The organism is Rhizobium sp. CECT 9324 (genome assembly GCF_918741265.1).
Lineage (GTDB): Bacteria > Pseudomonadota > Alphaproteobacteria > Rhizobiales > Rhizobiaceae > Allorhizobium.
This window is the reverse complement of the sequence record NZ_CAKKMZ010000001.1, coordinates 2,209,948-2,234,640: the sequence shown is the minus strand read 5'-3', so window position 1 is coordinate 2,234,640 and position 24,693 is coordinate 2,209,948. Positions and strand designations below refer to the sequence as shown.

Annotated in this window: 23 protein-coding genes; 4 read left to right on the top strand and 19 right to left on the bottom strand. The window is 61.7% G+C overall.

Features of this window, described 5'->3' with window-relative positions; translation table 11 throughout:
* Positions 1-2: 2 nt before the first annotated feature.
* The 5 genes from LQ231_RS11075 to yajC form a co-directional block, all read right to left on the bottom strand.
* On the bottom strand, positions 3-461 hold the full coding sequence (locus LQ231_RS11075; RefSeq protein ID WP_230171357.1) for a hypothetical protein: 459 nt from the start codon (positions 459-461) through the stop codon (positions 3-5).
* Positions 462-567: 106 nt separating this feature from the next.
* The gene (locus LQ231_RS11070; RefSeq protein ID WP_230171356.1) at positions 568-1,422 is read right to left on the bottom strand and encodes a phytoene/squalene synthase family protein; all 855 of its coding nucleotides are present in this window, start codon (positions 1,420-1,422) and stop codon (positions 568-570) included.
* 16 nt (positions 1,423-1,438) lie between these two features.
* The gene (locus LQ231_RS11065; protein ID WP_230171355.1) at positions 1,439-1,837 is read right to left on the bottom strand and encodes an Mth938-like domain-containing protein; all 399 of its coding nucleotides are present in this window, start codon (positions 1,835-1,837) and stop codon (positions 1,439-1,441) included.
* 4 nt (positions 1,838-1,841) lie between these two features.
* On the bottom strand, positions 1,842-4,403 hold the full coding sequence (gene secDF, locus LQ231_RS11060) for a protein translocase subunit SecDF (protein ID WP_230171354.1): 2,562 nt from the start codon (positions 4,401-4,403) through the stop codon (positions 1,842-1,844).
* Between the two features lie 65 nt (positions 4,404-4,468).
* Complete coding sequence (gene yajC / locus LQ231_RS11055; protein WP_230171353.1) at positions 4,469-4,816, bottom strand: preprotein translocase subunit YajC; 348 nt, start codon at positions 4,814-4,816, stop codon at positions 4,469-4,471.
* Positions 4,817-5,025: 209 nt separating this feature from the next.
* Between yajC and LQ231_RS11050 the strand changes: the two genes are divergently transcribed.
* Complete coding sequence (locus tag LQ231_RS11050; protein WP_230171352.1) at positions 5,026-5,904, top strand: ATP-binding protein; 879 nt, start codon at positions 5,026-5,028, stop codon at positions 5,902-5,904.
* Positions 5,905-5,958: 54 nt separating this feature from the next.
* Here LQ231_RS11050 and LQ231_RS11045 read toward each other — a convergent pair whose 3' ends face one another.
* The 14 genes from LQ231_RS11045 to LQ231_RS10980 form a co-directional block, all read right to left on the bottom strand.
* Positions 5,959-7,542: a peptidoglycan DD-metalloendopeptidase family protein gene (locus LQ231_RS11045; RefSeq protein ID WP_230171351.1), complete on the bottom strand. Its 1,584-nt coding sequence runs from the start codon at positions 7,540-7,542 to the stop codon at positions 5,959-5,961.
* A 209-nt stretch (positions 7,543-7,751) separates the two neighbouring features.
* On the bottom strand, positions 7,752-8,405 hold the full coding sequence (locus LQ231_RS11040; RefSeq protein WP_230171350.1) for a protein-L-isoaspartate(D-aspartate) O-methyltransferase: 654 nt from the start codon (positions 8,403-8,405) through the stop codon (positions 7,752-7,754).
* On the bottom strand, positions 8,402-9,172 hold the full coding sequence (gene surE / locus LQ231_RS11035) for a 5'/3'-nucleotidase SurE (RefSeq protein ID WP_230171349.1): 771 nt from the start codon (positions 9,170-9,172) through the stop codon (positions 8,402-8,404). Before surE ends, LQ231_RS11040 begins: the two co-directional genes overlap by 4 nt.
* Positions 9,173-9,192: 20 nt before the next feature.
* Positions 9,193-10,476 carry a serine--tRNA ligase gene (gene serS, locus LQ231_RS11030; protein WP_230171348.1) on the bottom strand — a complete coding sequence of 428 codons (1,284 nt, stop codon included), beginning with the start codon at positions 10,474-10,476 and terminating at the stop codon, positions 9,193-9,195.
* A 107-nt stretch (positions 10,477-10,583) separates the two neighbouring features.
* Positions 10,584-11,393 carry a twin-arginine translocase subunit TatC gene (tatC, locus tag LQ231_RS11025; RefSeq protein WP_113141141.1) on the bottom strand — a complete coding sequence of 270 codons (810 nt, stop codon included), beginning with the start codon at positions 11,391-11,393 and terminating at the stop codon, positions 10,584-10,586.
* Complete coding sequence (gene tatB, locus LQ231_RS11020) at positions 11,390-12,154, bottom strand: Sec-independent protein translocase protein TatB (RefSeq protein WP_230171347.1); 765 nt, start codon at positions 12,152-12,154, stop codon at positions 11,390-11,392. Before tatB ends, tatC begins: the two co-directional genes overlap by 4 nt.
* 121 nt (positions 12,155-12,275) lie before the next feature.
* Positions 12,276-12,503 (bottom strand): twin-arginine translocase TatA/TatE family subunit, encoded by a 228-nt coding sequence (locus tag LQ231_RS11015; protein ID WP_007608253.1) that lies wholly within the window; start codon positions 12,501-12,503, stop codon positions 12,276-12,278.
* Between the two features lie 13 nt (positions 12,504-12,516).
* Complete coding sequence (locus LQ231_RS11010; protein WP_230171346.1) at positions 12,517-13,644, bottom strand: ABC transporter ATP-binding protein; 1,128 nt, start codon at positions 13,642-13,644, stop codon at positions 12,517-12,519.
* Positions 13,645-13,745: 101 nt separating this feature from the next.
* Entirely contained in the window at positions 13,746-14,420 is a 675-nt protein-coding gene (scpB, locus tag LQ231_RS11005; RefSeq protein ID WP_230173318.1) for an SMC-Scp complex subunit ScpB, read from the bottom strand.
* Positions 14,421-14,487: 67 nt separating this feature from the next.
* Positions 14,488-15,285: a ScpA family protein gene (locus LQ231_RS11000; RefSeq protein ID WP_052023505.1), complete on the bottom strand. Its 798-nt coding sequence runs from the start codon at positions 15,283-15,285 to the stop codon at positions 14,488-14,490.
* Between the two features lie 71 nt (positions 15,286-15,356).
* The gene (gene nagZ, locus LQ231_RS10995) at positions 15,357-16,382 is read right to left on the bottom strand and encodes a beta-N-acetylhexosaminidase (RefSeq protein ID WP_230171345.1); all 1,026 of its coding nucleotides are present in this window, start codon (positions 16,380-16,382) and stop codon (positions 15,357-15,359) included.
* Between the two features lie 128 nt (positions 16,383-16,510).
* On the bottom strand, positions 16,511-19,417 hold the full coding sequence (locus LQ231_RS10990) for an SPOR domain-containing protein (protein WP_230171344.1): 2,907 nt from the start codon (positions 19,415-19,417) through the stop codon (positions 16,511-16,513).
* Positions 19,418-19,483: 66 nt separating this feature from the next.
* Positions 19,484-21,244, bottom strand: a complete 1,761-nt coding sequence (gene argS, locus LQ231_RS10985; RefSeq protein ID WP_230171343.1) for an arginine--tRNA ligase — start codon at positions 21,242-21,244, stop codon at positions 19,484-19,486.
* A 60-nt stretch (positions 21,245-21,304) separates the two neighbouring features.
* Complete coding sequence (locus tag LQ231_RS10980) at positions 21,305-22,522, bottom strand: deoxyguanosinetriphosphate triphosphohydrolase (protein WP_113141135.1); 1,218 nt, start codon at positions 22,520-22,522, stop codon at positions 21,305-21,307.
* 206 nt (positions 22,523-22,728) lie between these two features.
* On the opposite strand from LQ231_RS10980, the gene erpA reads away from it, so the two are divergent.
* From erpA to LQ231_RS10965, 3 genes are all read left to right on the top strand, one after another.
* The gene (erpA, locus tag LQ231_RS10975) at positions 22,729-23,061 is read left to right on the top strand and encodes an iron-sulfur cluster insertion protein ErpA (RefSeq protein WP_230171342.1); all 333 of its coding nucleotides are present in this window, start codon (positions 22,729-22,731) and stop codon (positions 23,059-23,061) included.
* A 7-nt stretch (positions 23,062-23,068) separates the two neighbouring features.
* Positions 23,069-23,854: an exodeoxyribonuclease III gene (gene xth / locus LQ231_RS10970; RefSeq protein WP_230173317.1), complete on the top strand. Its 786-nt coding sequence runs from the start codon at positions 23,069-23,071 to the stop codon at positions 23,852-23,854.
* A 187-nt stretch (positions 23,855-24,041) separates the two neighbouring features.
* The gene (locus LQ231_RS10965; RefSeq protein WP_230171341.1) at positions 24,042-24,683 is read left to right on the top strand and encodes a hypothetical protein; all 642 of its coding nucleotides are present in this window, start codon (positions 24,042-24,044) and stop codon (positions 24,681-24,683) included.
* Positions 24,684-24,693 lie beyond the last annotated feature (10 nt).

Genomic DNA, 24,693 nt, shown 5'->3' with positions numbered 1-24,693 from the left:
GATCAGGTGGTCGGCAGCCCGTTCGGGGCCGGATCGAGATCGGCCGGGGCGACATAGTTTCCCAGAAGCCAGAGTGACACTTCCGCCGCATCGGCCGCCGAAGCGAAGGTGAATTCACCGTTGTGGGCCGGCGAATCCAGGAATTCGACCGCAAAGCCCCTGCCATCGGCCAGGTTTCTGACCCGCACGGTGCCCGGTTCGATCAGATGGCAGGCATAGTGATTGCGCAGCGTGCGCATGATGCCCGCCTTGTTGTCATGCAGGCGGACAAAGACGGCCTTTCCGTCTGCCGTCGTGTGAAGGCTGCGAATGGCTTCCTGGGGAAAGGCCCGGCCAAACTCGAGGATCGCCAGACCCGTGTCCTGCAATCCATCCTCTTCCTTATGCCTTGCCATACGGGTGGAATAGAATGCGAGCGCAACCACTATTCCCAACAGGACCGCCCAAGTTACCACGCTCACCTTATGTCTCCCGTCGAGGCAATTGCATCATCGTTGCTGATCTAGCAGCCGAGCCTTGCGTGAACGTGTCGCGCGCCGGCTGAGACCGGATGACGGAAAAGATAGATCAGATCCGCCCGGAGACAAGCGTTGCCATCATCCGCAGCTGCCGGCGCCATTGCGGCGGACGGATATCGTGGTCAAGGATTCCAGCTCCTTTTTTGCGCGCGGACAGCAAGACACGCCGGGCCAGCGTTGCCGGCAGATAGGCCGGCAGAATGCTGCGAGAGGGCGTACCGGATCGCCGGGCCTTGTCCAGATGATCGAGACCAAGACCGGCAAAGGCTTCGATCGCGGCTGACAACCGCGCCGTGTCGGATCCCTTGAGCAGATCAGCACCTTCGAGACCAACCGCACGCAGGATTTCGAGCGGCAGATAAACCTGTCCACGCGCACGATGGATAGGAAGAAGCAATATGCAACCAGCCACCGCCTGCGCGACACCCGCATGGCCGGCCGTTTGCGCCGCGGAAGCTGCTGCCGCTGGGTCGAGAACCAGGCTCGCCAACTGGATCAGGGATGCCGCGGTCTCGCCGGCATAACCCTCAAACATCGCGACCGTTTCCATGGGATCGTCGTAGAGGTCGAAGATGCGGGCATCGGCCATGGTGGCCAGCGGCCCGACCGGCAGCTTCCAGTCGTGTACTGCCTTGAGCAGTTCTGCGGCAACTGGATTGGCCTGCGTTGCCCCGTGGCCAGCACCCTGCAGCAGATCCCGCCAGTATTGCAGCCGCACTTCGCCCGAAAGCGGCTCGCGCACGAGTTCGCGCACGCGGGCAAGTTCCGCATTGTAAGCATAGAGAGCCGCGACACCCGCACGGCGGTCGGCAGGCGTCAACAGTGCAGCCAGATAGCGATCACGATCATGATCGCGCAATGCTGCGAGGCAGAGCGCCTCGTTGGCCGGTTTCGTTTCGCTCACGGCGTACCTATCTGGGTCAGACCGCAATCAGCGCGGCGGCGACCGGCCGTTGCTCGGCCAGCATGATGTTGTAAGTGCGCACGGCAGCCCCGGTTCCCATCGGATCGGTGGCGATGCCGCGCTGCTTCAGCGCCGCCCTGATTTCCGGATCGACAAGACGCATTTGCGCGCCCGTGCCCAGCAGCAGAAACTCGATGCCGGTCTCCGCCAGCACGCGCTCGAAGACAGCAAGCGTCAGTTCGTCACCTTCGCTCACATCCCAGCCATAGACACCGGACGGCAGCAGCAGCAACGAGCCGCGATGCGACATGTCGGCAAAACGGAAACCACCATTGCCATAGGCATCGATCGGCGCCCGGCCGGGGAAATGGGCCTCGCGGATAACGATGCCCTTGTCTCCAAAGCCGAACGCCATTCGATCAGGCTCCCGCCTTGGCGGCCGTCTTCACAGACTTGTCGCCCTTGTCGTCATCCTGCTGGAAGCTTTCAGGGCGCAGCTTGAAGGCAATCAGAACCGGTGCTGCGATATAGATCGACGAGAAGGTCCCGATCAGTACGCCGAACAGCATGGCCAGCGTGAAGGACGAGATGACCTCGCCGCCGAACATATAGAGCGCAAGCAGAGCCAGCAGCGTTGTCGAGCCGGTCAACACGGTACGCGACAGCGTCTGGTTGATCGAGATGTCAATCAACACATTGAGCGGCATCTTCTTGTAACGCCGCAGGTTCTCGCGCATTCGGTCATAGACGACAACCGTGTCATTGAGCGAGTAGCCGATGATCGTCAGGATCGCTGCAATACTGGTCAAGTTGAATTCAAGCCCGAGGAAGACAAACAGCCCGATCGTCAGGATCACGTCATGCATGGTCGCGATGATCGCGCCGACGGCGAACTGCCACTCGAAGCGGAACCAGATGTAGATCAGGATGAAGAGCAGCGAGACAGCTACGCCGAGCGTGGCCGTGAAGGTCAGATCGCTCGACACCGACGGGCCGACCACTTCGACGCGGCGGAACTCATATTCACTCTCCAGTTCGCCACGCACCTTGCTCAGCGCGGACTGCTCCGCGTTCTCGCCGCCCTCTTGCGCCTGCAAGCGGATGAGCACACTCGACTCGTCGCCGAAGCCCTGGGCCTGGACCTCGCCAAGATTGAGCTGGCTGAGCCGGTCGCGGATATCGGATATGTCTGCCGGACCACTGCGGGCCTTCGCCTCGATGATCGAACCACCCTTGAAGTCGATGCCGAGGTTCATGCCAAGCGTGGCAAAGCCCGCCAGCGATATGAAGGCCAAGGCACCGGCAAGCGCAAACGTGTAGTTGCGAACCGCCATGAAGCGAATGTTCTGCGCATCGAACATGCCTGTGCGCACGCCCTTCGGGATATGCTTCGGACGCTTCCAGCGGAACCACATGGCCATCAGCCACTGGGTCATGGTGAAGGCGGTGAAGACGGTCGTCACGATACCGACAGCAAGTGTCACGGCAAAGCCGCGCACCGGACCGGATCCGAGGAAGAACAGAACCACGGCTGCGATCAGCGTCGTCAGGTTGGCGTCGACGATCGTGGCGAAGGCCTTGGTGAAGCCCGTATCGATCGCCTGATGCAAGGGCCGGCCGGCCTTGGCCTCTTCGCGAATACGCTCATAGACCAGAACGTTGGAATCGACCGCCATGCCCATGGTGAGCACGATACCGGCAATACCGGGCAGGGTCAGCGTCGAGCCGATCAGGCTGAGCACGGCCAGGATCATGGCAACGTTGGCAGCCAGGGCGATATTCGCCATGACGCCCCACGAGCCGTAGAAGGCGAGCATGAAGAAGACGACGAAGATCGCGCCGATGCCGCTGGCGACGACGCCGGCATTGATCGAGTCGGCGCCGAGGCCCGGACCGACGGTGCGTTCTTCGACGACCGTCAACGTGGCCGGCAATGCACCAGCGCGCAGCAAGACAGCGAGATCGTTTGCGCCTTCGACTGTGAAATTGCCGGAGATCTGGCCGGACCCGCCGAGGATCGGTTCGCGAATGACCGGGGCAGAAATCACCTGCTGGTCGAGCACGATGGCGAAGGGGCGGCCGACATTCTGCTGGGTTGCCTGGGCAAAACGCTGGGCACCGCGGCTGTCGAAGCGGAAGCTGACGACGGGTTCATTGCTGCGCTGATCGAAGGACGCCTGGGAATCGACGAGATTTTCGCCGGAGACCAGCGCTCGCTTCTCAATCAGATAGGGAACGGCCGGATCGTCGGTGGAGTAGAGAATTTCAGACGACGGTGGCGGGCGATTGTTCATCGCCTCGGTCACCGGCATGGAGGTATCGACCATATGGAAGGAAAGCTTGGCGGTCTGGTTGAGCAGCGACTTCAGGCGCTGCGGATCGGTCAGTCCCGGGACCTGGACGATGATGCGATCGGCACCCTGGCGCTGGATCAGCGGCTCGGTCGTGCCGAGTTCGTCGACGCGGCGGCGAACCACTTCCATCGACTGGGTCAGTGCCGACGATACACGGTAGTCGATGCCGGCATCCGTCAGGTTCAGCCGCAGAAGGCCGCCATCCTGTTGCTCAAGCGTGACTTCGGTAATCGATCCGCCCGTCAGGCCGCCGGCGCTCACCGGATCGGTCAGTGTCCGAAGCGCCTCGACGGCCGCCTCGACCTTGTCGGCATCCGTGATCCGCACCTGAACCTGCTGGCCGACGCCGGACAGACCGGTGTAGCGAATGCTCGCGTCGCGCAATTGCGCGCGGATATCGCCCACCACGGTTTCCAGACGTTCCTTGACGATGTCCGCACGCTCAAGCTTGAGCATGATGTGCGATCCGCCCTGAAGGTCGAGACCAAGCGTGACCTTGTTGGTCGGGAACCAGGACGGGAAGGCTGACAATTCTTCATCGCTGAAGGCGTTGGGCAAAGCCAACAAGACGCTGACCAGGACGGTCAGCCAGATAAACACTGTCTTCCAGCGAGAAACGTATAACATGGCACTCTCAGAAATGAGGCGTCGAACAAAACGCAAAGGCCGGCGCGAGGCCGGCCTGGCGACGATTAGGAGGCAGCGTCCGTCTTGACGGGTTCGCCCTTGACGCGGACTTCGGCAATGTAGGTGCGCATGGCACGAACCTTGACGCCGTCGGCGATTTCAACTTCGAGCTCGCTGTCGTCGATCACCTTGGTCACCTTGCCGACGAGGCCGCCGCCGAGAACAACCTGATCGCCACGACGAATGGCCGACAGGGATTCCTGGCGCTTCTTCAGCTGGGCGCGCTGCGGGCGGATGAGGAAGAAATACCAGACCACCATCAGCGGTGCGAACAGCAGCAGCATTTCGAACCCGGAACCCATCGCGCTCGGAGCTGCGGTCGTTCCCTGGGCAAAGGCCTGCGTGATAAACATGAAAAACTCCTATGAAGACAAGCGGCAGGCTTCACGGCCCCCGCGTTCAGGTCGCCGGAATATAGTGACCAAGCCTGCGAATGCAACAAAAACAGCGCGGCCGCGTACCATTTTCCCGGCTCTTACCCTTTCGGTGGAAAAATCCCCGTGATACCCGGCGGACAAGAGGCCTTCGAGGCAGGACGAATGCGGATTGCGAGGAGATTGCCATGAGCGATGACACGACGCTTGCTTTGCTGGGTGAAGTCAAACGGCTGGCCGACGCCATCGAGCGGCTGGCCGGACCACCGCCCGTGGTCAACGACTGGACTGCGGCCGACTGCTTTGTCTGGAACGCCGCGCGTCATCATCTCCAGCCTGTCGCGCGGCCGAACCGGGTCGAACTGCAACTGATCCGCGGCGTCGATCACGTGCGCGACATCCTGCAGGACAACACGTTGCGCTTTGCCGAAGGCTTTCCCGCCAACAATGTCCTGCTCTGGGGTGCCCGCGGCATGGGCAAATCATCGCTGGTCAAGGCGGTGCATGCCGATATCCGCAAGACGACCGGCGTTTCGCTGAAGCTGGTCGAGGTGCATCGCGAGGATATTTCCAGCCTGCCGGGCCTGCTCGACATCCTGAAAGTGGCCGATCACCGGATCATCGTTTTCTGTGACGACCTGTCCTTCGACCATGATGATACCGCGTACAAGTCGCTGAAGGCGGCGCTCGACGGCGGTATCGAGGGACGGCCGGACAATGTGCTGTTTTACGCAACCTCAAACCGTCGCCATCTCTTGCCGCGCCACATGATGGAAAACGAGCAGTCGACGGCGATCAACCCTTCGGAAGCGGTCGAGGAAAAGGTGTCGCTGTCGGACCGGTTCGGCCTTTGGCTCGGCTTCCATAAATGCAGCCAGGACGATTATCTGACGATGATCGATGGCTATGCCGAGCATTTCCAGCTACCGCTCGAACAGGTACAATTGCATCACGAAGCGCTGGAATGGGCGACCACGCGTGGCGGGCGCTCGGGTCGCGTTGCCTGGCAATATATCCAGGATCTCGCCGGCCGGCTGCGAATCTCGATCGATCGCCCACAAGCATGAACGCAAAAAGGCCCGGATTTCTCCGGGCCTTTCTCGCTACCTGGTACGCAATACCTATTCCAGGAAAGTCATTGGATTGACCGGCGACGCGTTCTTGCGCACTTCGAAATGCAGCATCGGCCGCTTGACGTTGCCGCTCATGCCGGACGTGGCGATCGTCTGGCCGCGCTGAACCTTCTGGCCACGCTGAACGCTCAGGGCATCGGCATGGCCGTAGACTGTGACCGTACCGTCATCGTGACGGACCAGGACCGTATTGCCGAGTTCCTTCAGACCATTGCCGGCATAGATGACAACGCCGTTCTCCGCAGCCTTGACCGGCGTGCCCGTCGGGACCGAGATCGAGATGCCATCGCTGCGTTTGCCATCGACATTGGCGCCGAAGCCGGCAACCACGGCACCGCGGGCGGGCCAGCGATACTTGCCGATGCCAGTTGCTTCCGGTGCTGCCGATTCGGTGTCCACGGAGGCGACTTCGCTGACCGATTTGGTGGCGGTCGGCGCCTTGTAGCCGGCCGGCTGATTGTTGGTGGCCGATGCCGCCGGAACGGAAGCCGTCTGCACCAGGTCGGCTGCGGGCGCCGCCTTTGCGACAGCACCATTCGCCGGGATCTTCAGGCTCTGGCCGATACGAATATTGGCCGTTGTCAGGCCATTGGCCTTTTTCAACTGGTCGACCGGCGTGCCGGTAGCCTTGGCAATGCGGGCAAGCGAATCGCCCGGCTTCACCACGTAGCTGCCGGGTGCATCACCTTCGCCGGCACCAGCGAGAGCCTTGGCATTGGCGCTGGCCGAGGCCTGCTGCTGCTTGTCCCGCGAATTCAGCGAGGTCGGCAGAACGGCGACGTTCTGCTGCTGATCGGGCAGGATCGGCTTCTTGCCATCGAGCGGCACTGCGGACGAATCCGAGGCTGCGCGGGCTGCATTCGTACCACCACCGAAGGTCGGGATGATAACCATCTGACCGCTCGCCGCGTCGCTGGACTTGGTCAGGCCGTTGACCCTGAGAATTTCCTTCTGCGGCACGCCATAACGATCCGAAAGCGTGGCGATGGTTTCGCCCGGCTTCAAGGTGACGCGTGCGCCGTTTGTCGCACTCCAGCCGCTTGCCTTTGGCGTGGTGCCTGTCGTCTGCGGCTCGGCGAGATTCCGTGCCGGAGCAGCCAGCGCGACGGTCTCGTTGCTGCTTTGTGTCGGCGTGCCCGGGAACGGCTGCGCCAGGGCTTCGGCTCGGGCGGTATTGCGATTGTTGCCGGCGGCCGATGCGGCGCCGGTTGGCGCGGCAAGTTCGGTACGCTGAACCGCAACCGGCGTGCTGGCGGCACGGGCGGAGGCCGGCTGATAGGTACCACCGGTCGGCATGGGCTGCGCCATCGCCTGCTGCTGATTGCTGTAATCATAGGTCGGCTGCGACGAGGCGACGGAACCAGAGCCGATATTCTCAGCGGGCATCGGCGCCTGTCCGTTCATCCCGGCCTGCTGGCGCGGGACGGAGGCCGTGGTGATGTTATCCGTCGGAAACAGCGAGCTGAAACGGGTCGCATCCGAACTGCACCCGGCCGCGGTACTGGCCAGAAGAATGGCGCCGCAGAGACGGGCAAAGGGCAATCCGGCTTTTGGCGATACACTTTTACGCATGACTCGACCCACATATGACGCAACGAACTATGGGTTTTATTAAAGCGCGTTAGTGTTACCGGCCGGTTAACCGCTCGGAATCGTTGTGAACTATTTCGACATAACGCATGGAACAGGGCAGCGTAACACACGCCCGGATTCACACTGCAATAGGTCGAAACACGCTGCCTGTCAGGCAATTTTGGAGGATTGTCCGGGTATCCAGGCGGCTAGATATGCAATGCGATTTTCGGCTGCATCGGCAGGAACGGCACTTCAAACAGGTCCTCGCGCTCGAAACGGCTGCCGGTCTTGGTCAGACGCACCATGGTGCAGCGTTCCTCATCGATCATGATCGGCGCCAGCAGCATGCCGCCGGACACCAGCTGTTCGGCAAAAAACCGGGGCATCGAGGGATAGGCGGCGGTTGCGAAGATGCGATCGAACGTGCCCTCGCCCGGCAGACCATTGCTGCCGTCGGCCTGCCGCAGGATCACGTTGCGCAAACCAAGAGTGTCCAGGCGACGCTGGGCGTTGCCGACCAATGTGCGATAGCGCTCGATCGAGATGACCCGTTCTGCCAGACGCGCCAGGACGGCTGTGACGAAGCCACTTCCCGTGCCGATTTCCAGCACCCGCTGGCCCGGCTTGACCTGCAGCAGAGCCAAGAGCCGCACGGAAAGATCGGCTCCTTCCATGAACTGTCCACATTCGATCGGGATCGAACGGCTGGAATACGCGTTGTCGGCGTAGTCGGGAGAGACGAACTGGGAGCGTGGGGTCTGTTCGACGGCGGTCAGCAGATCGATATTGCTCAAGCCCTCGGCCCGTAGACGCAGGACCAGCGCGGCAAATCCTTCCTTTTCGAGCAGGGCAGATTTCACGCGCCGCTCCCGAAGCCAAGGGCGGCGGCGACGCGGTCTTGAACCGCATAGTCGGTCATATCGAGCTTCAGCGGGGTCACGGAGATCTTCTTTTCCCGCATCGCCTGGAGATCCGTGCCGGCGCGGAAATCACCCTTGCGATCGCCGAACTGCAGCCAGAAATAGGGAACGCCACGATTGTCATGCCGTTCTTCGACGCTCAGGCCGAAATCGAGCTTGCCCTGCCCCGTCACCTCGACACCCTGAACCTCGCCCGGCTTGGCGCAGGGAAAATTCAGGTTGAGAAAGGTGCCCGGCGGCAGGTCGACGGTGGACAGCTTGCGGATCAGGTCCGGCGCATAGGTTTCTGCCACGTCCCACGGAACGGGTGTGCGGGCGACATAGTCATAGACCTGGGACAGCGCGAAGGAACGCACGCCGTGCACCGTGCCCTCGATCGCGCCGGCCACGGTGCCGGAATAGGTGACGTCATCGGCGATGTTGCCGCCGGCATTGACGCCCGACAACACGAGATCCGGCTTGCGGTCGAGCACCTTGCGGATCGCCATGATGACGCAATCGGTCGGCGTGCCGCGCAGGGCAAATCGCTTTTCGCCGACTTCGCGCAATCGGAGAGGCTCCGACAACGTCAAAGAATGGGCAAGGCCGCTCTGGTCGGTTTCGGGGGCGACAACCCAGACGTCATCGGAGAGCTTGCGGGCGATCCGCTCGAGAACGGCCAGACCCTCGGCATGGATCCCGTCGTCATTGGTCAGCAGAATGCGCATCGCCCGTTTCCTCTTGCGGCTCAATTGGCCTTTTCGATTTTCGTCAGACCGCCCATGTAGGGCAGCAGGACGTCAGGAATGGTGATCGAGCCATCTTCATTGAGATAGTTTTCCATGACTGCGATCAGGCAGCGACCGACCGCCGTGCCCGAGCCGTTCAGCGTGTGCACGAAGGTCGTGCCCTTGCCGTCCTTGCCGCGGTAGCGCGCATTCATGCGCCGCGCCTGGAAATCGCCGCAGACCGAGCAGGACGAAATTTCGCGGTAAGTGTTCTGGCCAGGCAGCCAGACTTCAAGGTCGTAGGTCTTGCGCGAACCAAAACCCATGTCGCCGGTGCACAGCGTCAGCGTGCGGAAATGCAGGCCGAGACGCTTCAGCACCTCTTCGGCGCAGGCCGTCATGCGCTCATGCTCGGCGATCGAACTTTCCGCGTCGGTGATCGAGACGAGTTCACATTTCCAGAACTGGTGCTGGCGCAGCATGCCACGGGTATCGCGACCGGCAGACCCTGCTTCCGACCGGAAAGACGGGGTCAGCGCGGTGAAACGCAGCGGCAGCTTTTCCTGATCGAGAATGTCACCGGCGACAAGGTTGGTCAGCGTCACTTCGGCGGTCGGGATCAGGTAGCGACCGTCGGTGGTCTTGAACAGATCTTCCTCGAACTTCGGCAGATTGCCTGTTCCATAGAGCGTTTCGGCGCGTACCATCAGCGGCGACGAGACTTCCGTGTAGCCATGCTCGCTGGTGTGCAGGTCGATCATGAACTGGCCAAGGGCCCGTTCCAGTCTTGCCAGCGGCCCGGTCAACACGGTGAAACGCGAGCCCGACAGCTTTGTCGCGCGTTCGAAATCCATGTAGCCGAGCGCTTCACCGATTTCGTAATGCTCCTTGGCCGGATGGTTCCAGCCGGGCTTCTGACCGGTGACGCGGGTCACGACATTGTCGTTTTCGTCCCGGCCGACCGGCACGTCATCATGGGGAATGTTGGGAATGCGCGACAGGGCGTCGGACAACTCGGCATTCAACCGGCGCTCGTCTTCTTCGGCGGCCGGCATCGTGTCCTTCAGATGCGCCACTTCGGCCTTCAGCTTGTCGGCCAGCGCCATGTCCTTCTGACCCATGGCCGCACCGATTTCCTTGGAGGCGGCATTGCGGCGCGACTGCATGTCCTGCAGCGCCTGGACCACCGAGCGGCGCTTTTCATCCAGGGCGATCAGGCTGGCGGACAGCGGTTCTGCGCCGCGCTTGGCCAGCGCAGCATCGAGAGCCTCGGGATTGTCGCGGATCCACTTGATATCGAGCATCGTCGTTCCAGGTCTTGATTTGGACCGGGATCGGATCTGGCCGGCGGCCTCGTCCGGCCCCATGTCGGCATGGGTTAAACCGGCGGCGGGAATGGCGAGTGAACCGCCTATTCCGTCTCGTTCAAGGCAGCCTCGACGGCTTTTGTCTTGGCCCGATTGCGCTCGACGATTCGCGCCGCATAGATGGAAATCTCGTAGAGAAGGATCGTCGGGAGTGCAAGACCGATCTGGGAGAGCGGATCCGGCGGCGTGAGCACTGCTGCCACGACAAAAGCGATGACGATGAAGTACTTGCGCTTCTCGGCCAGCCACTGGCTTTCGATGATGCCGACACGCGCCAGAAGCGTGGTCACCACCGGCAACTGGAACACCAGGCCGAAGGAAAAGACCAGCGTCATGATCAGGCTCAGATATTCCGAGACCTTGGGCATCAGCGAGATCGCCACCTCGCCCTCACCCGGCGCCTGCTGCATGGCAAGGAAGAACCACATCACCATCGGCGTGAAGAAGAAGTAGACCAACGAGGCGCCCAGCAGAAACAGCACAGGTGAAGCAACAAGGAAGGGCAGGAAAGCCTGACGCTCGTTCTTGTAGAGACCGGGCGCGACAAACTTGTAGACCTGGGAGGCGATCACCGGAAAGGCAATGACCATGGCGCCGAAGGCTGCGACCTTGACCTGGGTGAAGAAGAATTCCTGCGGTGCCGTATAGATCAGTTCCGCCTTGGACAGATCGAGGCCCGCCCAGAGCACAGCCCATTTGTACGGAATGACCAGCAGGTTGAAAAGCTGCTTGGCGAAGAAGAAGCAGACGATGAAGGCGAGAAAAAACGCGCCGATCGCCCAGATCAGCCGCGACCGCAACTCGATCAGGTGTTCGATCAGCGGCTGCGGCTTGTCATCGGTTTCGCCGCTCATGCCTTGTCCTCATTCGTGGTCTTGCGTGGCTTGCGCGGTGCGGCGGCGACTGCGGCCGCCTCGACTGTGGCAGCGACCGTTGCAGGTTTGGCCTTGCCCGGCGCAGCCACCTTGGAGGGCGCTTTCGGCTCAGCATCAGGCTTCTTTGACGCCGCCTTTGGCGTTGAAACGGCCTTGGCTGCCGGCTTCACCTTAGGGGACTTTGCTTCCGTTGCGCCAGCTTCGAGATCGGCCACCTTGGCCTTGCTGCGGCTCGCCGTCTTTGTGACCGGCTGATCGATGCCAGCGGGCGACGATGTGGCCGGAGCGGCTGCGGCCACAGCCGGCGCAGCCGACACGAGATCGGACGGCGGCGCGGTCGGTGCGACCAGATCGGGCAGAATGGAATTTTCGGCAACCGGCGCCGACACCACAGGGCTGCTGGCGACGACAGGCGACGACGTCGCAGGCGCATCCACCCGGCTTGCCTTCTGCAGGTCGGACTTGATGTCCTGGCCCATCTGGCGGAGCGGATTGATGGCTTCGCGCAACGAATTGGCCGGATTGAGCGAGCGGATATCGTCGACCGACTTCTTCAGGTCATCGAGTTCCGCTTCGCGCAGGGCTTCGTCGAACTGCGAGCGGAATTCACCCGCCGTCTGGCGGAGACGCTTGGTCATCTTGCCAAATGCGCGGATCATCGGCGGCAAATCCTTGGGACCGACCACCACGATCAGGACTACCGCGATCACAAGCAGCTCGGTCCAGCCAATATCCAGCATTCAACGGCTCCTGATGCCATAGTCCGGCGGCGCGACGATATAGCGCCATTCGATCCCGCATCCATGCACAAAGCTGTCCCGGCGGCATGGGCCGCCGGATACGGAAACGGGATCAGGGTTGTTACTTGGTCTCGTCGGCCTTGTGGTCGACAGTCTTCGCGGTGGTTGCACCCGGCGTGGTCGAGGTCGAGGATGCCGTATCCTGCTCGTCCTCGTCGCTGATGCCCTTCTTGAAGCTCTTGATGCCCTTGGCAACGTCGCCCATGAGTTCCGGAATCTTGCCACGACCGAACAGCAGAAGGACAATCGCCAGAACGATGATCCAGTGCCACAAGCTGAAAGAACCCATTACCTGCCACTCCTTAGATTTGCGTTTCCCCGATGTAGGGGTTTTCTATCGGTTTTTCAAACACCAAAATGTCACGCGGATCGACCGTGATGGTCACATCCCGGATAGCTGGGGATAACAGATCAGCGCGGATGCGGGCACGCACGGGACGTTCGGTACCCGGTATGGCAAGGTCAAGGAGTTCGACCACGCCGAGGAACCTCCGGGCAAGGATGCGCGCCGGGATGGCGCCGCCGCTTTCGCGGACGGAGAGCCCCGACAGCCGCACAGCGATTGAGATTTCGCACCCCTCGGCAAAGCCATTGGCCGGCGCTGTTCCAAGTGGCGTCTCGACCCTGCCACCCGTGACGGACCCTGAAAATTCGTTGATTTCCGAGAAAAAGGCGGCGGCAAACAGGTCGCGTGGTCGCCGATAGAGATCATCCGCCGTGCCGACCTGCACCAACTGGCCGTCGCGCAACAGCGCAATCCGGTCCGCCATGCGCATGGCCTCCTCGGCATCATGGGTCACAACCACGGCGGTAGCGCGGCTTTCCCGCAGAATATCCAGCGTGTCGGCGCGAATTGTGTCCTTCAGCCGCGAGTCGAGACCGGAAAAAGGTTCATCCATGAGGAGCACGCTCGGACGCGGAGCAAGCGCCCGGGCCAATGCCACACGCTGCTGCTCGCCGCCCGACAACGAATGCGGATATTTGTCGGCATAATGCGACAGCCCTACCCGCTCCAGTGCCAGCATCGCCTCCGCCACGGCGTTCTTCGACGGCATGGCGGTCAGGCCGAAGCGGACATTGTCCAGCACGCTCATATGGGGAAACAGGGCAAAGTCCTGAAACATCAGGCCAATGCCGCGCTTTTCCGGTGGCACGAAACCGGCAGGGCCAGCCACTTCGCTGTCGTTGATCAGTAGCCGTCCACTGGTCTGCACCTCAATCCCGGCCGCAATGCGCAGCAGCGTCGTCTTGCCCGAGCCCGAAGGCCCAAGCAGGCAGAGGACCTCACCCGGTTCGGCGGTCAGGCTGACGCCGCGGATCGTGTCCTTACCGTGATAGCGGTGGCGGATATCGTCGAAGGTCAGGCGCGCGGCAAAGGTCACGCCGGCGGTGCGCTGTCCGTCTCCATGCTGGCTTCTCGCTGGGTTCATTCCGTCGTCCGCGCGGCCTCTTGCCCGCAGGATGGCACCGCCGGGACTGAGTTCCCACCGGGCATCCGGGGGAACTGCCGGTTACCATTCAAAAGCTGACCCTATTCCTCTGCTTCACCGCCCGGAGTCAAGAGGCCGAGTTCCTCGAGATCAAGCTGGGTGATCGGATCTTCGTCTTCTGTCAGGTCATCGCTGCCGAAGGGAAGCGGAATATTGAAATTCGACGGGATACGCCCGGACAAAAGCCCGGCGCCCTTGAGTTCCTCCAGCCCCGGCAGGTCGCGCAACTCCTCCAGGCCGAAATGATCGAGAAAATCACGCGTCGTGCCGAGCGTCACCGGGCGCCCCGGCGAGCGGCGACGGCCGCGAAACCGCACCCAGCCGGCCTCCATCAGCACGTCGAGCGTGCCCCTGGATGTCTGGACGCCGCGGATATCCTCGATTTCTGCCCGTGTTACCGGCTGGTGATAGGCGATGATCGACAGCACTTCCAATGCCGCGCGCGACAGTTTCTTGACCTCTGTCTCTTCATTGCGAATGGCAAAGGAAAGGTCGGCCGCCGTGCGGAAGGCCCAATAGTCATCCACCTGAACCAGATTGACGCCGCGGCTGGCATATTCGTCCTTCAGGCGATGGAGGATCGTTGATGCGTCGATATCGCGCGGCAGGCGTTCTGCAATGAAATGCGTGGACACCGGCTCGGCAGAGGCAAACACCAGCGCTTCGGCAATCCGCAGCGCCTCGCGCTCGTCGAAAGCCAGCTGCGGATCGGTCATCGCCTTGCCGGTCTTCAAATCCTGGTCGTCGATGACGTCGTTTTGATCACTGCCGCTCATGCGCGCCTCACTCCACCGACTTCAGGGCTTGCGCCTTCGGACCGCTGCGCATGAAGATCGGCTGGAACGCCCCCTCCTGGCGGATCTCCAGCCGTCCCTCGCGCACCAGTTCCAGCGAGGCGGCAAACGAACTGGCGATCGCGGTCACCCGCTCTTCCTCGCTCGGCAGGTAACGCAACAGATAGTGTTCCAGGGCCGTCCAGTCGTCGATCTCGCCAATCATGCGGGTCAACATGCCGCGCGCATCGACCAGAGACCAGACCTTGCGGCGCTCGATGGTCACCTGGGTGACGGCCTGGCGCTGGCGCAGCGACGCATAGGCGGTCAGGAGGTCATAAAGCGTCGCCTCATAGGCGCTTTCGCTGCGACGCGGCACATGCTCCGGCGCGCCGCGCGCAAAGACGTCGCGACCAAGCCTGTTGCGGTTGATCAGGCGCGTGGCTGCATCGCGCATCGCCTCCAGTCGCTTCAGCCGGAAGGCGAGCGTCGCGGCCATCTCTTCGCCGGAGGGGCCGTCGTCCTTGGCCTGCTGCGGGATCAGCAGCCGCGACTTCAGATAGGCAAGCCAGGCGGCCATCACCAGATAGTCGGCCGCCAGTTCAAGACGGATGCGCCGCGCGCTTTCGACAAACTGCAGATATTGCTCGGCCAGCGCGAGCACGGAAATCCGCGACAGGTCGACCTTCTGATTGCGGGCGAGGAACAGCAGAAGATCGAGCGGCCCTTCGAAACCGGCGACATCGATCAAAAGCGCCGGATCGGTGACTGCGCGGTCCTCGGCATTGTCCTGCCACAGACTGTCCATCGGCATCGGCGCCGGGGTCTCGGCGTTCGACGGACGATTGACGATCGTCGGCTGGACCGGGCCGCGCACCATCAGGCAACGGCCAGAAGCGCAGCGAACTCGTCGCGCAAGGCCTGCTCGTCGCTGTCATCCGGCAGCCCGAAGGCCGCCTCGACGGCATCAGCCCTTGTCCGCGCGGCACCCGACAGTTCGGAGGCGGCGGCAGCAACCGCCTGCATTTCGTCCATATGACCATGGCAGTGCAGGATGATGTCGAGGACGCCGGCAATGCGCTCGGCCCGCTCGCCGATCGTACCCTTCAGGGCATTCATCGAAATATCGTCCGACATCAGCAGCCCTTCAAAACCGATAGACCCGCGAATGATCTCGTCGGTGACGATCCGCGACGTCGATGCCGGGTGGTCCGGATCGATATCGGAATATACCACATGGCAGCTCATAGCCATCAACTCGTTGCGCAGCGCCCTGAACGGCAGGAAATCATGCGCCTCGAGATCGGCGCGCGGCACTGTCACGACCGGCAGGTCGTGATGGCTGTCGGCCATGCCGCGGCCATGGCCCGGAATATGTTTCATCACCGGCAGCACGCCGCCGGCTTTCAAGCCATCGGCCGCCGCCTGACCGATGGCGGCAACGATCTGCGGGTCCGTCGCATAGGCGCGATCACCGATCACATTGCTGGCCCCCTCCACCGGCACGTCGAGAACCGGCAGGCAATCGACATTGATACCGAGCCGATAGAGATCGAAAGCATGGAGACGTGACAGCAGCCAGGCGGCCCGGAGCCCCTTCTCAGCATCAGCGCGATATAATTCGCCGATCATGGCGCCGGATGGATAACGCGGCGCGATCGGGTCTCGGATCCTCTGCACGCGTCCACCTTCCTGGTCGATCAGCACCGGGGCATTGCGCCCGCCAACCGTCTCGCGCATTTCGGCAACCAGATCCTGGATCTGCGCCGCTTCGCCGATATTGCGGCCGAACAGGATGAAGCCCCAGGGCTGCTCATCGCGATAGAAGGCCTTTTCATCCGCTGTCAGGCGCTGACCAAGACAACCGAGAATCATGGATTTTGAAGGGATGCTTTTCTGGTTCATGGCCTGAATCATAGTTCCGGAGGGACAAAAGCCGAAGCGGCGGGGCGTGGGAGGACATGCCTCATACACAGAAAAAAGGCGGAACCCATGGTCCCGCCTCCCAAATTATCCAATCCAAGGTCGCAAGTTCATCGCGAAACCAGGCAACTGCCACCAGCAGCGCGATATTTCTCGCACAGCGCCACGGCTTCAGCCTTGCTGCCGGCACCGACACGGACGCGGTAAAACGTGCCCTTGCCCGGGATGTCGGCCTTGCGGATCTCGTAAGGCTGACCGCCGAGAACGCCGGCAAACTTGCCCGACAGGTTGCGGTAGCTCTTCTGTGCGTCGGCTTCAGACGGCAGCGAGGCAATCTGGATGGCATAGCTACCAGACGCTGCCGGTGTCGAAGGTGCGGCTGGCGCGGTTGCGGCTGGTGAAACCGCTGCCGTTTCAGTCGGGGCAGCCTGTGGCGGCGCTGCGGCCGGAGCCGGACGCACGTTGCCCTGATCCGTCACGGTGCCGACGACATTGACAGGCTGCTGGGCCGGGCGGCTTGTCGGAATCGGCGCAGTCGGCGCCGGGGTACCGGTCATGTCCGTGGACGGCGTTTCGACAGGAGCGACCGCTGCCGTTTCAACCGGGGCAGACGCGGCCGGTGTCGCAGCCGGCGGGACAACGCTGGTTTCGATCGGCTTGACGACATCCGTCGCGTTGACCGGTTGGCTCGGCGCAGCAAGGACAGGGATTGCCGTGTCGGGCGCCGTCTGCGTTGCGGCGGCTGTCTGTGTCGTGGTCGCCACTTCCGGAACGTCCTGGGCGACCAGCGTGCCATCCGGACGAACGATCATCGTGCGGACCTTGCGCGGGGTGATGGTGCCGGGATCTTCGGCGGCTGCAGCGGTTTCCTGTGGCTGGCCATCCGGCAGCAGACGCGGGTCCTCCGTCTCGCCGACTGGGGTGGCAATCACGCCATCCTGGCTCTCGCCTTCCAGTGGCAGGCTTTCGGGAATGAGCGTGCGCTGGACAACATCCATCGGCTCTTCTTCAGACGAAATCAGGCTTGTCTGCTTGGGGTCTTCCACCCCGTTGCCGGCCACGCGATCATAGACCGCCTTGTCCTGGTTCGGCACGGACTTGCCACCCGGATTTTCCGGAACGATCTTCACCGGATCCTTGTCGGCGGCAATGACCTGCGGTTCGCCGCTGGAGATGGAGCCGACCGAACCGGTGCCGAGCCAGGCATAGAGACCGCCAGCGCCCAGCAACAGCACGACAGCAGCAGTTCCCGCCATCAGATAAGGCTTGATACGGCGGAAGCCACGCGCTTCGCCGGCAATGGTGATATGGCCGCGGGTCTCGCGTTCAAACGTCTGGGTCGAATTCAACGACGTGCGGAAGTCTTCCTCAAGCGCGCGTTCGAAGGCTTCGAACTCGTCCATCGGCGGCTTGGCTGCCGAAGGCTTGGGGGGCTCGACGGCAACGCGGCCCGTGGTGGTCAGTGGGGCTGCCGGCGGCGGCGTCGCTGCCGGCTCATTGAACAGCGAGGCCAGTTCGGCATCAATGTCGAGATCATAGTCGGCCTGCGGGGCTGGCTGCGGGCGCGCCTCGGCCACCGGCACTTCCGGCACGTCCATGCCCGAAAAACTCTCGATCTGCTCGTCCTGCTCAGCAATCTCCGATGGATCAAAGCCCAGATTGTCTTCGAAATCGGGCACGACCGGCGAAACGGGCTCCGGCGCACGCGCCTGCGGCTGAAATTGCGGTTGAACTGGCGCCTGAACTGGCGATTGCGCCGTTACAGTCGGCGCATAAGTGGCGATGGGCTGCGCTGCGACCGGAACCGGCTGCGTCGGTGCCGCGACAATCGCAGCCAACGGCTCGGCCTTGACCGAATTGACGCTCACCGCCGAGACGAATGCCTGAGTGGAGGCAATGGGCGCGACCGATGCCTGAACGGCCGGACGTTCGACAACCGGTTCGATGTCGGAGAGATCGAGATCGATCTCGTCCAGTTGAAGCTCGAAATCGTGGTCGACGAAGGGGTCGAAATCCTCATCCGCCGCCAAGGCGGGACGGGCCGATGCCAAAGGAGGCGCAACCTCAACCGGCTCGACAACAGGCGCCGGGCTTGCTGGATGGATATCGACGACTTCGCCGCGCGGCATAGTATTGGCAAAATCGAAGCCGAAATCGGGCTCGCTGCGCCCCACCTGGCGTGACGGCGCTGCCGATACCGGTTCGACATCGTCCGACTGCTCGGAGAAATCAAAGGAGAAGTCGCCAAGCTCCGGTACGGCAATCTCGTCAGGCTCGACCCGTTGCGCTTCAGGCTCGACAGAGACGGAAGGTTCGACAGAGATAGACGACCAGTCAAAAGCCGGCTTGTCAAAGGAGACCTGAACCGACGCCTGGCGCGTCGCGACAGGTGCGAGCTCGACGTCATCCAACGCAGCATCCGGCACGGCGACCGGCGATGGAGCCGCAACAGGCTGCAAGACAGGCTCGATCCGAGGCGTCGGAGCAAAATTGGCCAATGGCAAACGCAAACGTGGCGGCTCCTCGACACGCGTCGGCGCGCGCGGTGCCTCGATTTCGGCCACAGCCATTTCCAGCTCGTCGGCCAGATCCGCCGAAAAAGTCGGCTCGTACTGCACAGGAGCTTCCACTGGCGCGGCGGGCAGTTCGGGCTCGAAGCCAAAGGGCGCATCGTCGAAAGCGTTGAATTGCCGGAACTCTGGCTCGGCACGCGGCGCTTCATAGGCATGATGAGCCGGTTCATGATAGTGAACAACTGGCTCCGGCGCAGGCAGGCGCTGTTCGTCCGGGGACTGCCTCGATACAGGCGCCTCATAATCCGAGAACTCGCGAAGAAGCTCGTCCTCGAGATTGAAGTCCTGCTCAGACGTATCCCGCATCGCCGGCAGCTGGACAACAGGGTCCCGCTTCAACGGCTGATCGAAACCGACGATGCGGGCAAGCTCCGCCAACGGATCATCATCCGCGAAGCTATCGCCCTGCGATCGTATGCTGTTTGCGGCTTGCTTCTGTACCATTACCTAAATCCACTCACTCACGCGACAATACGCCTGCCAGAGCAATGCGGGGAAATGGTGACAGTACTATCGCATTTCTACCGGAGCTTCGGTGCCAGTAATGGCCAGTCCCGACTTCAACACGGAGGCGACAGCATGCACCAGCCCAAGCCTGGCGATGGTTAATTCTCTATGTTTATCGTTAACAAAGCGTAATTCGGGCGAATCCTTGCCCTTATTCCAGTGAGCATGGAAGGAGCTTGCCAGATCATAGAGATAAAAAGCAAGCCGATGCGGCTCCTGCGACTGTGCCGCAGCCTCCACAATTCTTGGGTATTCGGCCAGTTTTCCGATCAGCTGAAGCTCTGTCGGGTCGGAGATCTGCCCAGCCACGGCCTTTGACAGGTCGACACTGGCAATTTCCAGGTCCGGGAATGCTTCCTTCGCCTGACGGAAGACCGACATGCAGCGGGCATGGGCGTATTGCACGTAGAACACCGGATTGTCCTTCGACTGTTCGGTGACCTTGGCAAAGTCGAAGTCAAGCGGCTCGGAGCTCTTTCTGTAGAGCATCATGAAACGCACCGAATCGCGACCGACTTCCTCGACCACTTCGCGCAGTGTGACGAAATCGCCCGACCGCTTGGACATCTTGACCGGCTCGCCATCGCGAAATAGCTTGACGAGCTGGCACAGCAGCACCGTCAGCTTGCTCTTGCCTTCGGATACGGCACGATTGACCGCCTCCAGGCGCTTGACGTAGCCGCCGTGGTCGGCGCCGAGCACATAGATCATCTCGGAAAAACCGCGGTCGAACTTGTCCTTGAAATAGGCCACGTCGGCGGCAAAATAGGTGTAGGAGCCGTCGGACTTGACCAGGGGACGGTCGATGTCGTCGCCGACTTCCGTCGAGCGGAACAGCGTCTGCTCGCGGTCTTCCCAATCTTCCGGTACCTGGCCCTTCGGCGGCGGCAGCGCACCGCGATAGACATGGCCCTTGAAGGTCAGGTCGTTGATGGCGGTGCGGATGCGAGCGGCGCCATTGGCATGCAGCGAACGCTCGGAGAAGAAGACGTCATGATGGACGTTGAGCTGCGCGAGGTCCGCGCGGATCATCGCCATCATCGCCTCGATGGCACGCTCCTTGACGATCGCCATCCAGTCATCTTCCGGCATCTGGTGCAACTTGACGCCATACTCTTCGGCAAGCGCCTTGCCGACAGGCACGAGATAGTCGCCGGGATAAAGACCGGCAGGGATCTCGCCGATGTTTTCACCGAGCGCCTCGCGGTAACGCAGAAACACCGAACGGGCGAGCACATCGATCTGCGCACCGGCGTCGTTGATGTAGTATTCCTTGGTCACGTCATAGCCGGCAAAGCCGAGCAGGTTGGCCAGCGCGTCGCCGACCACGGCGCCGCGGCAATGGCCGACATGCATCGGACCGGTCGGATTGGCCGAAACATATTCAACATTGACCTTGCGGTCCCGGCCGAGCTTCGAGCGTCCGAAATCCGTTCCTTCGGTAATGATGGTCGCCAGCAGGCGCTGCCAATAGGCGGTCGAGAGCCGGATATTGATAAAGCCCGGACCGGCAACGCCAACCTCTGCGATATCCGGGTCCTGCTTCAGTTTTTCGCCGATAATGTCGGCCAGCGCGCGCGGATTGGTACCCAGCGCCTTCGCCAGCACCATGGCTGCATTGGTCGCGGCATCACCGTGGCTCGGATCACGCGGCGGCTCGACGACAATGCGGCTAAAATCCAGGCTTTCGCGCTTTTCACGAATGCTGTCAATCTGCTCCAGCGCGGCCTTAATTCTGGTTTCGAAATCGGCAAAAAGGTTCATGACTTGTACCTGCGCACAGGCTCTTGATGCCTGCGTCTCTTATTGAAATTTGAGCGCTGCCTATCGCAATTCGGGAGTCCGGTCAAACAGCTCGCGGTGGACACGCACTGCATAGGTGTCGGTCATGCCGGCCAGATAGTCGCCGACATGGCGGGCCTTTGCGCCATCGTTCAAGCCGGAAATGTGATTGACCCAGTAGTGGCTCTTCATCAGCGTCGGATCGGCCATGTAAGCGTTGAACAGATCGGTGACGATCTCGGCGGCGGCGGCGCGAATGCGCATGATATCCGGATGGCGATATATGCGACTGAACAGCAGCTTCTTGATCTGCTTGTCGGTCTCGGCCATGGCGTCGGAGAAGGTGGCGATGGTCATCGAGGCTGCCCGCACATCCTCGACGCTTTGCGGCTTGACCATATTCAACCGGTCCTGCGCCACGCCGATCACGTCCTCGACCATGCGGGTGATCTGGCGGCGCATGATTTCATGGGTAAAGCGGTCGTCGTCGAGGTGGGGATAACGATCGCGCACCTCCTTCATCAGGCCGGCGAGAAAGGGAACATCCTCCAGCATCTCGAATGTCAGATAGCCGGAGCGCAAGCCGTCGTCGATATCATGGGTATTATAGGCGATATCGTCGGCAATGGCTGCAACCTGGGCTTCGAGACCGGCGTAGCTTGCGAGCTCAAGATCGTGGATCTCGCAGTAGTCGAGGATCGGCTGCGGCACGGAACCGCGGGTGCCCTCGCCTGCCTTGGTCAACAGAGGGCCATTGTGCTTGACCAGGCCTTCCAGCATTTCCCAGGTCAGGTTCAAACCGTCGAAATCGGCATAGCGGCGCTCGAGCTTGGTGACGATGCGCAGCGACTGGGCATTGTGATCGAAGCCGCCGTAGGGCTCCAGGACCTCATGCAGGGCATCCTCGCCGGTATGGCCAAACGGCGTGTGGCCGAAATCGTGGACAAGTGCCACGCCTTCGGCAAGATCTTCGTCGAGCTTCAGTGCACGCGCCAGTGCCCGGCCGATCTGCGCCACCTCGATCGTATGGGTCAGGCGTGTCCGGTAATGGTCGCCGTCGGGGCCGATGAAGACCTGAGTCTTATGCTTCAGCCGGCGGAAAGCGGTGGTATGCACGATGCGGTCGCGGTCGCGCTGGAAATCCGAACGCGTCAGGCTGCCGTCTTCGGGAAAGAGGCGTCCACGGCTTTTCCACGGATTGGTGGCAAAAACCGCCCTGTCGCCAGACCCGAAACCCAGTGCAGATTTGTCAATCGTCATTCGCCTGCTGTCCGCTCCCCATTGACGCGCTACCTCAGCCTTCATACCTATAGCGAACGAAGCCGCAAGGCTGTTGGCCAATCAAGGCCTATCATGCAGGTATAGCAAACGCGAAGCTTGCGAGTTTTGGTACAATTCGTGACAAGGCGATGATCCTTGCCGATAAATCCGGTTTTCCACGGGCCTTGAACCCGTCAGGAGGCAACATGACGACGCAGAACGTGACACTTTCCCAGGCCGCAGCGAAACGAATCGCAGCGATTGTCGCAGCCGACACCGACAAGAACGCCCTGCGCGTCGCCGTCGAAGGCGGCGGCTGTTCCGGCTTTTCCTACAAATTCGACCTGGACAAGGAACAGATGGCCGACGACATCGTGATTACCCGCGATGGCGCGACGGTTCTGATCGATCCGGTCTCGCTGATCTACATGGCCGGCTCCGAGATCGACTTCGTCGACAATCTTCTCGGCCAGTCGTTCCAGATCAAGAATCCGAATGCGGTTGCCAGCTGCGGCTGCGGCACCAGCTTCTCCGTGTGAGTGCATGATGAAAATAGCCACCTGGAACATCAACGGCGTCAAGGCCCGCATCGAAAGCCTGTGCCAGTGGCTTCAAGATTCGCAACCGGACATCGTCTGCCTGCAGGAAATCAAGTCGGTCGACGAGGGCTTTCCGCGGCTTGAGATCGAAGCGCTCGGCTATCATGTCGAAACCCATGGCCAGAAGGGCTTCAATGGGGTGGCACTGCTGTCGAAGATGAAGCCGGATGAGGTCAATCGTGGCCTGCCGGGCGACGACACGGACGAACAGGCCCGTTTCATCGAAGGCGTGTTTTCGGTCGATGGCGGCGTACTGCGTGTCTGCTCGCTCTATCTGCCGAACGGCAACCCGTCCTATGACCCGGTCAAATATCCCTACAAGCTGCGCTGGATGGCGCGCCTCGAGGCGTTTGCCCGTGACCGCATGGCGCTTGAGGAGCCGCTAATTCTGGCCGGCGACTACAATGTCATCCCGGAACCGTTCGATAGCCGCGATCCGAAACAATGGGAGAATGACGCACTCTTCCTGCCGCAGACCCGCGCGGCGTTCCGACGTCTGGAAAATCTCGGTTTCATCGATGCGGTGCGTGCAACAACCGATGATGACAAGCTCTATTCCTTCTGGGACTATCAGGCCGGCGCCTGGCAGAAGAACAACGGGATCCGCATCGATCATCTGATGCTGTCGCCCGAAGCCTCCGACCGGCTGCGCTCGACGTCGATCGAAAAACACGTGCGCGCCTGGGAAAAGCCCTCCGACCACGTCCCGGTGGCCGGTATCTTCGGCTTTTAAGCCGGAGCTGCCGCTCACGCCAGCCGCACCCATCCGCCGCCATTCGCGCCAGCCCCGGACAAGGACGGCACGCTAGACCCATGTGCAGGCTTGTCAGGCAGGCATCGGGGGCCATTTTCGGCCGCGGTCTTTTGCGGAACCCCGCGCCAGCTTTGCAGGGCGATAGAACGGGAGCGCTATATTCAAAATGGTTTCATCGATCAATTCCGCAAGCCAGAGCATCACGCAGATCTTTCTGAAAGTGCAGAAGGAAAACCAGCAGGCCAGCGACAGCGAGGCCAGCAGCAACGACGACTATTACAATTCGTCGCTTGCCAACCTGATGCGGACCTACGGCCAGGAAGACGACGGCACTGACGATACCTACGGCACCGGCCTGTTGCAGGCGCTCAATGCCAGCGACAGCGCGGACGACAGCCTCTCCGCGCTCACGGAAACATCGGACGACATCCAGACCGGCACGTTCATGGACAGCCTGAAAACGAAGCTGACGGAACTGTCGCGTTCGGGAGACGGCGCCCTGAAAGCGAAGGAGATGCTGGCCGCGCTCGACGCCGGAACGCTGACGGTTACGGACGCGGAAAAAGGCAAGCAGATCACGGCCTGGGACAGCAGCACAGTCGACGGCGACAAAACCGCAACATCCGTCACAACACGCGACTGGTCGAGCTTTCTCCGGTCGGAGCTGAAACGGGAGTACGCAGGCGGCTACGCGCTTACCGAAAGCGGCGCCCATATCGACAAGTCGACAGGCAACAGCGCCAGCTTCGTGCTTGTCGAAGACACCTATGTCTATTTGACATGGAGCACGGCCACCAAGACCGCGTGATCATCACAGG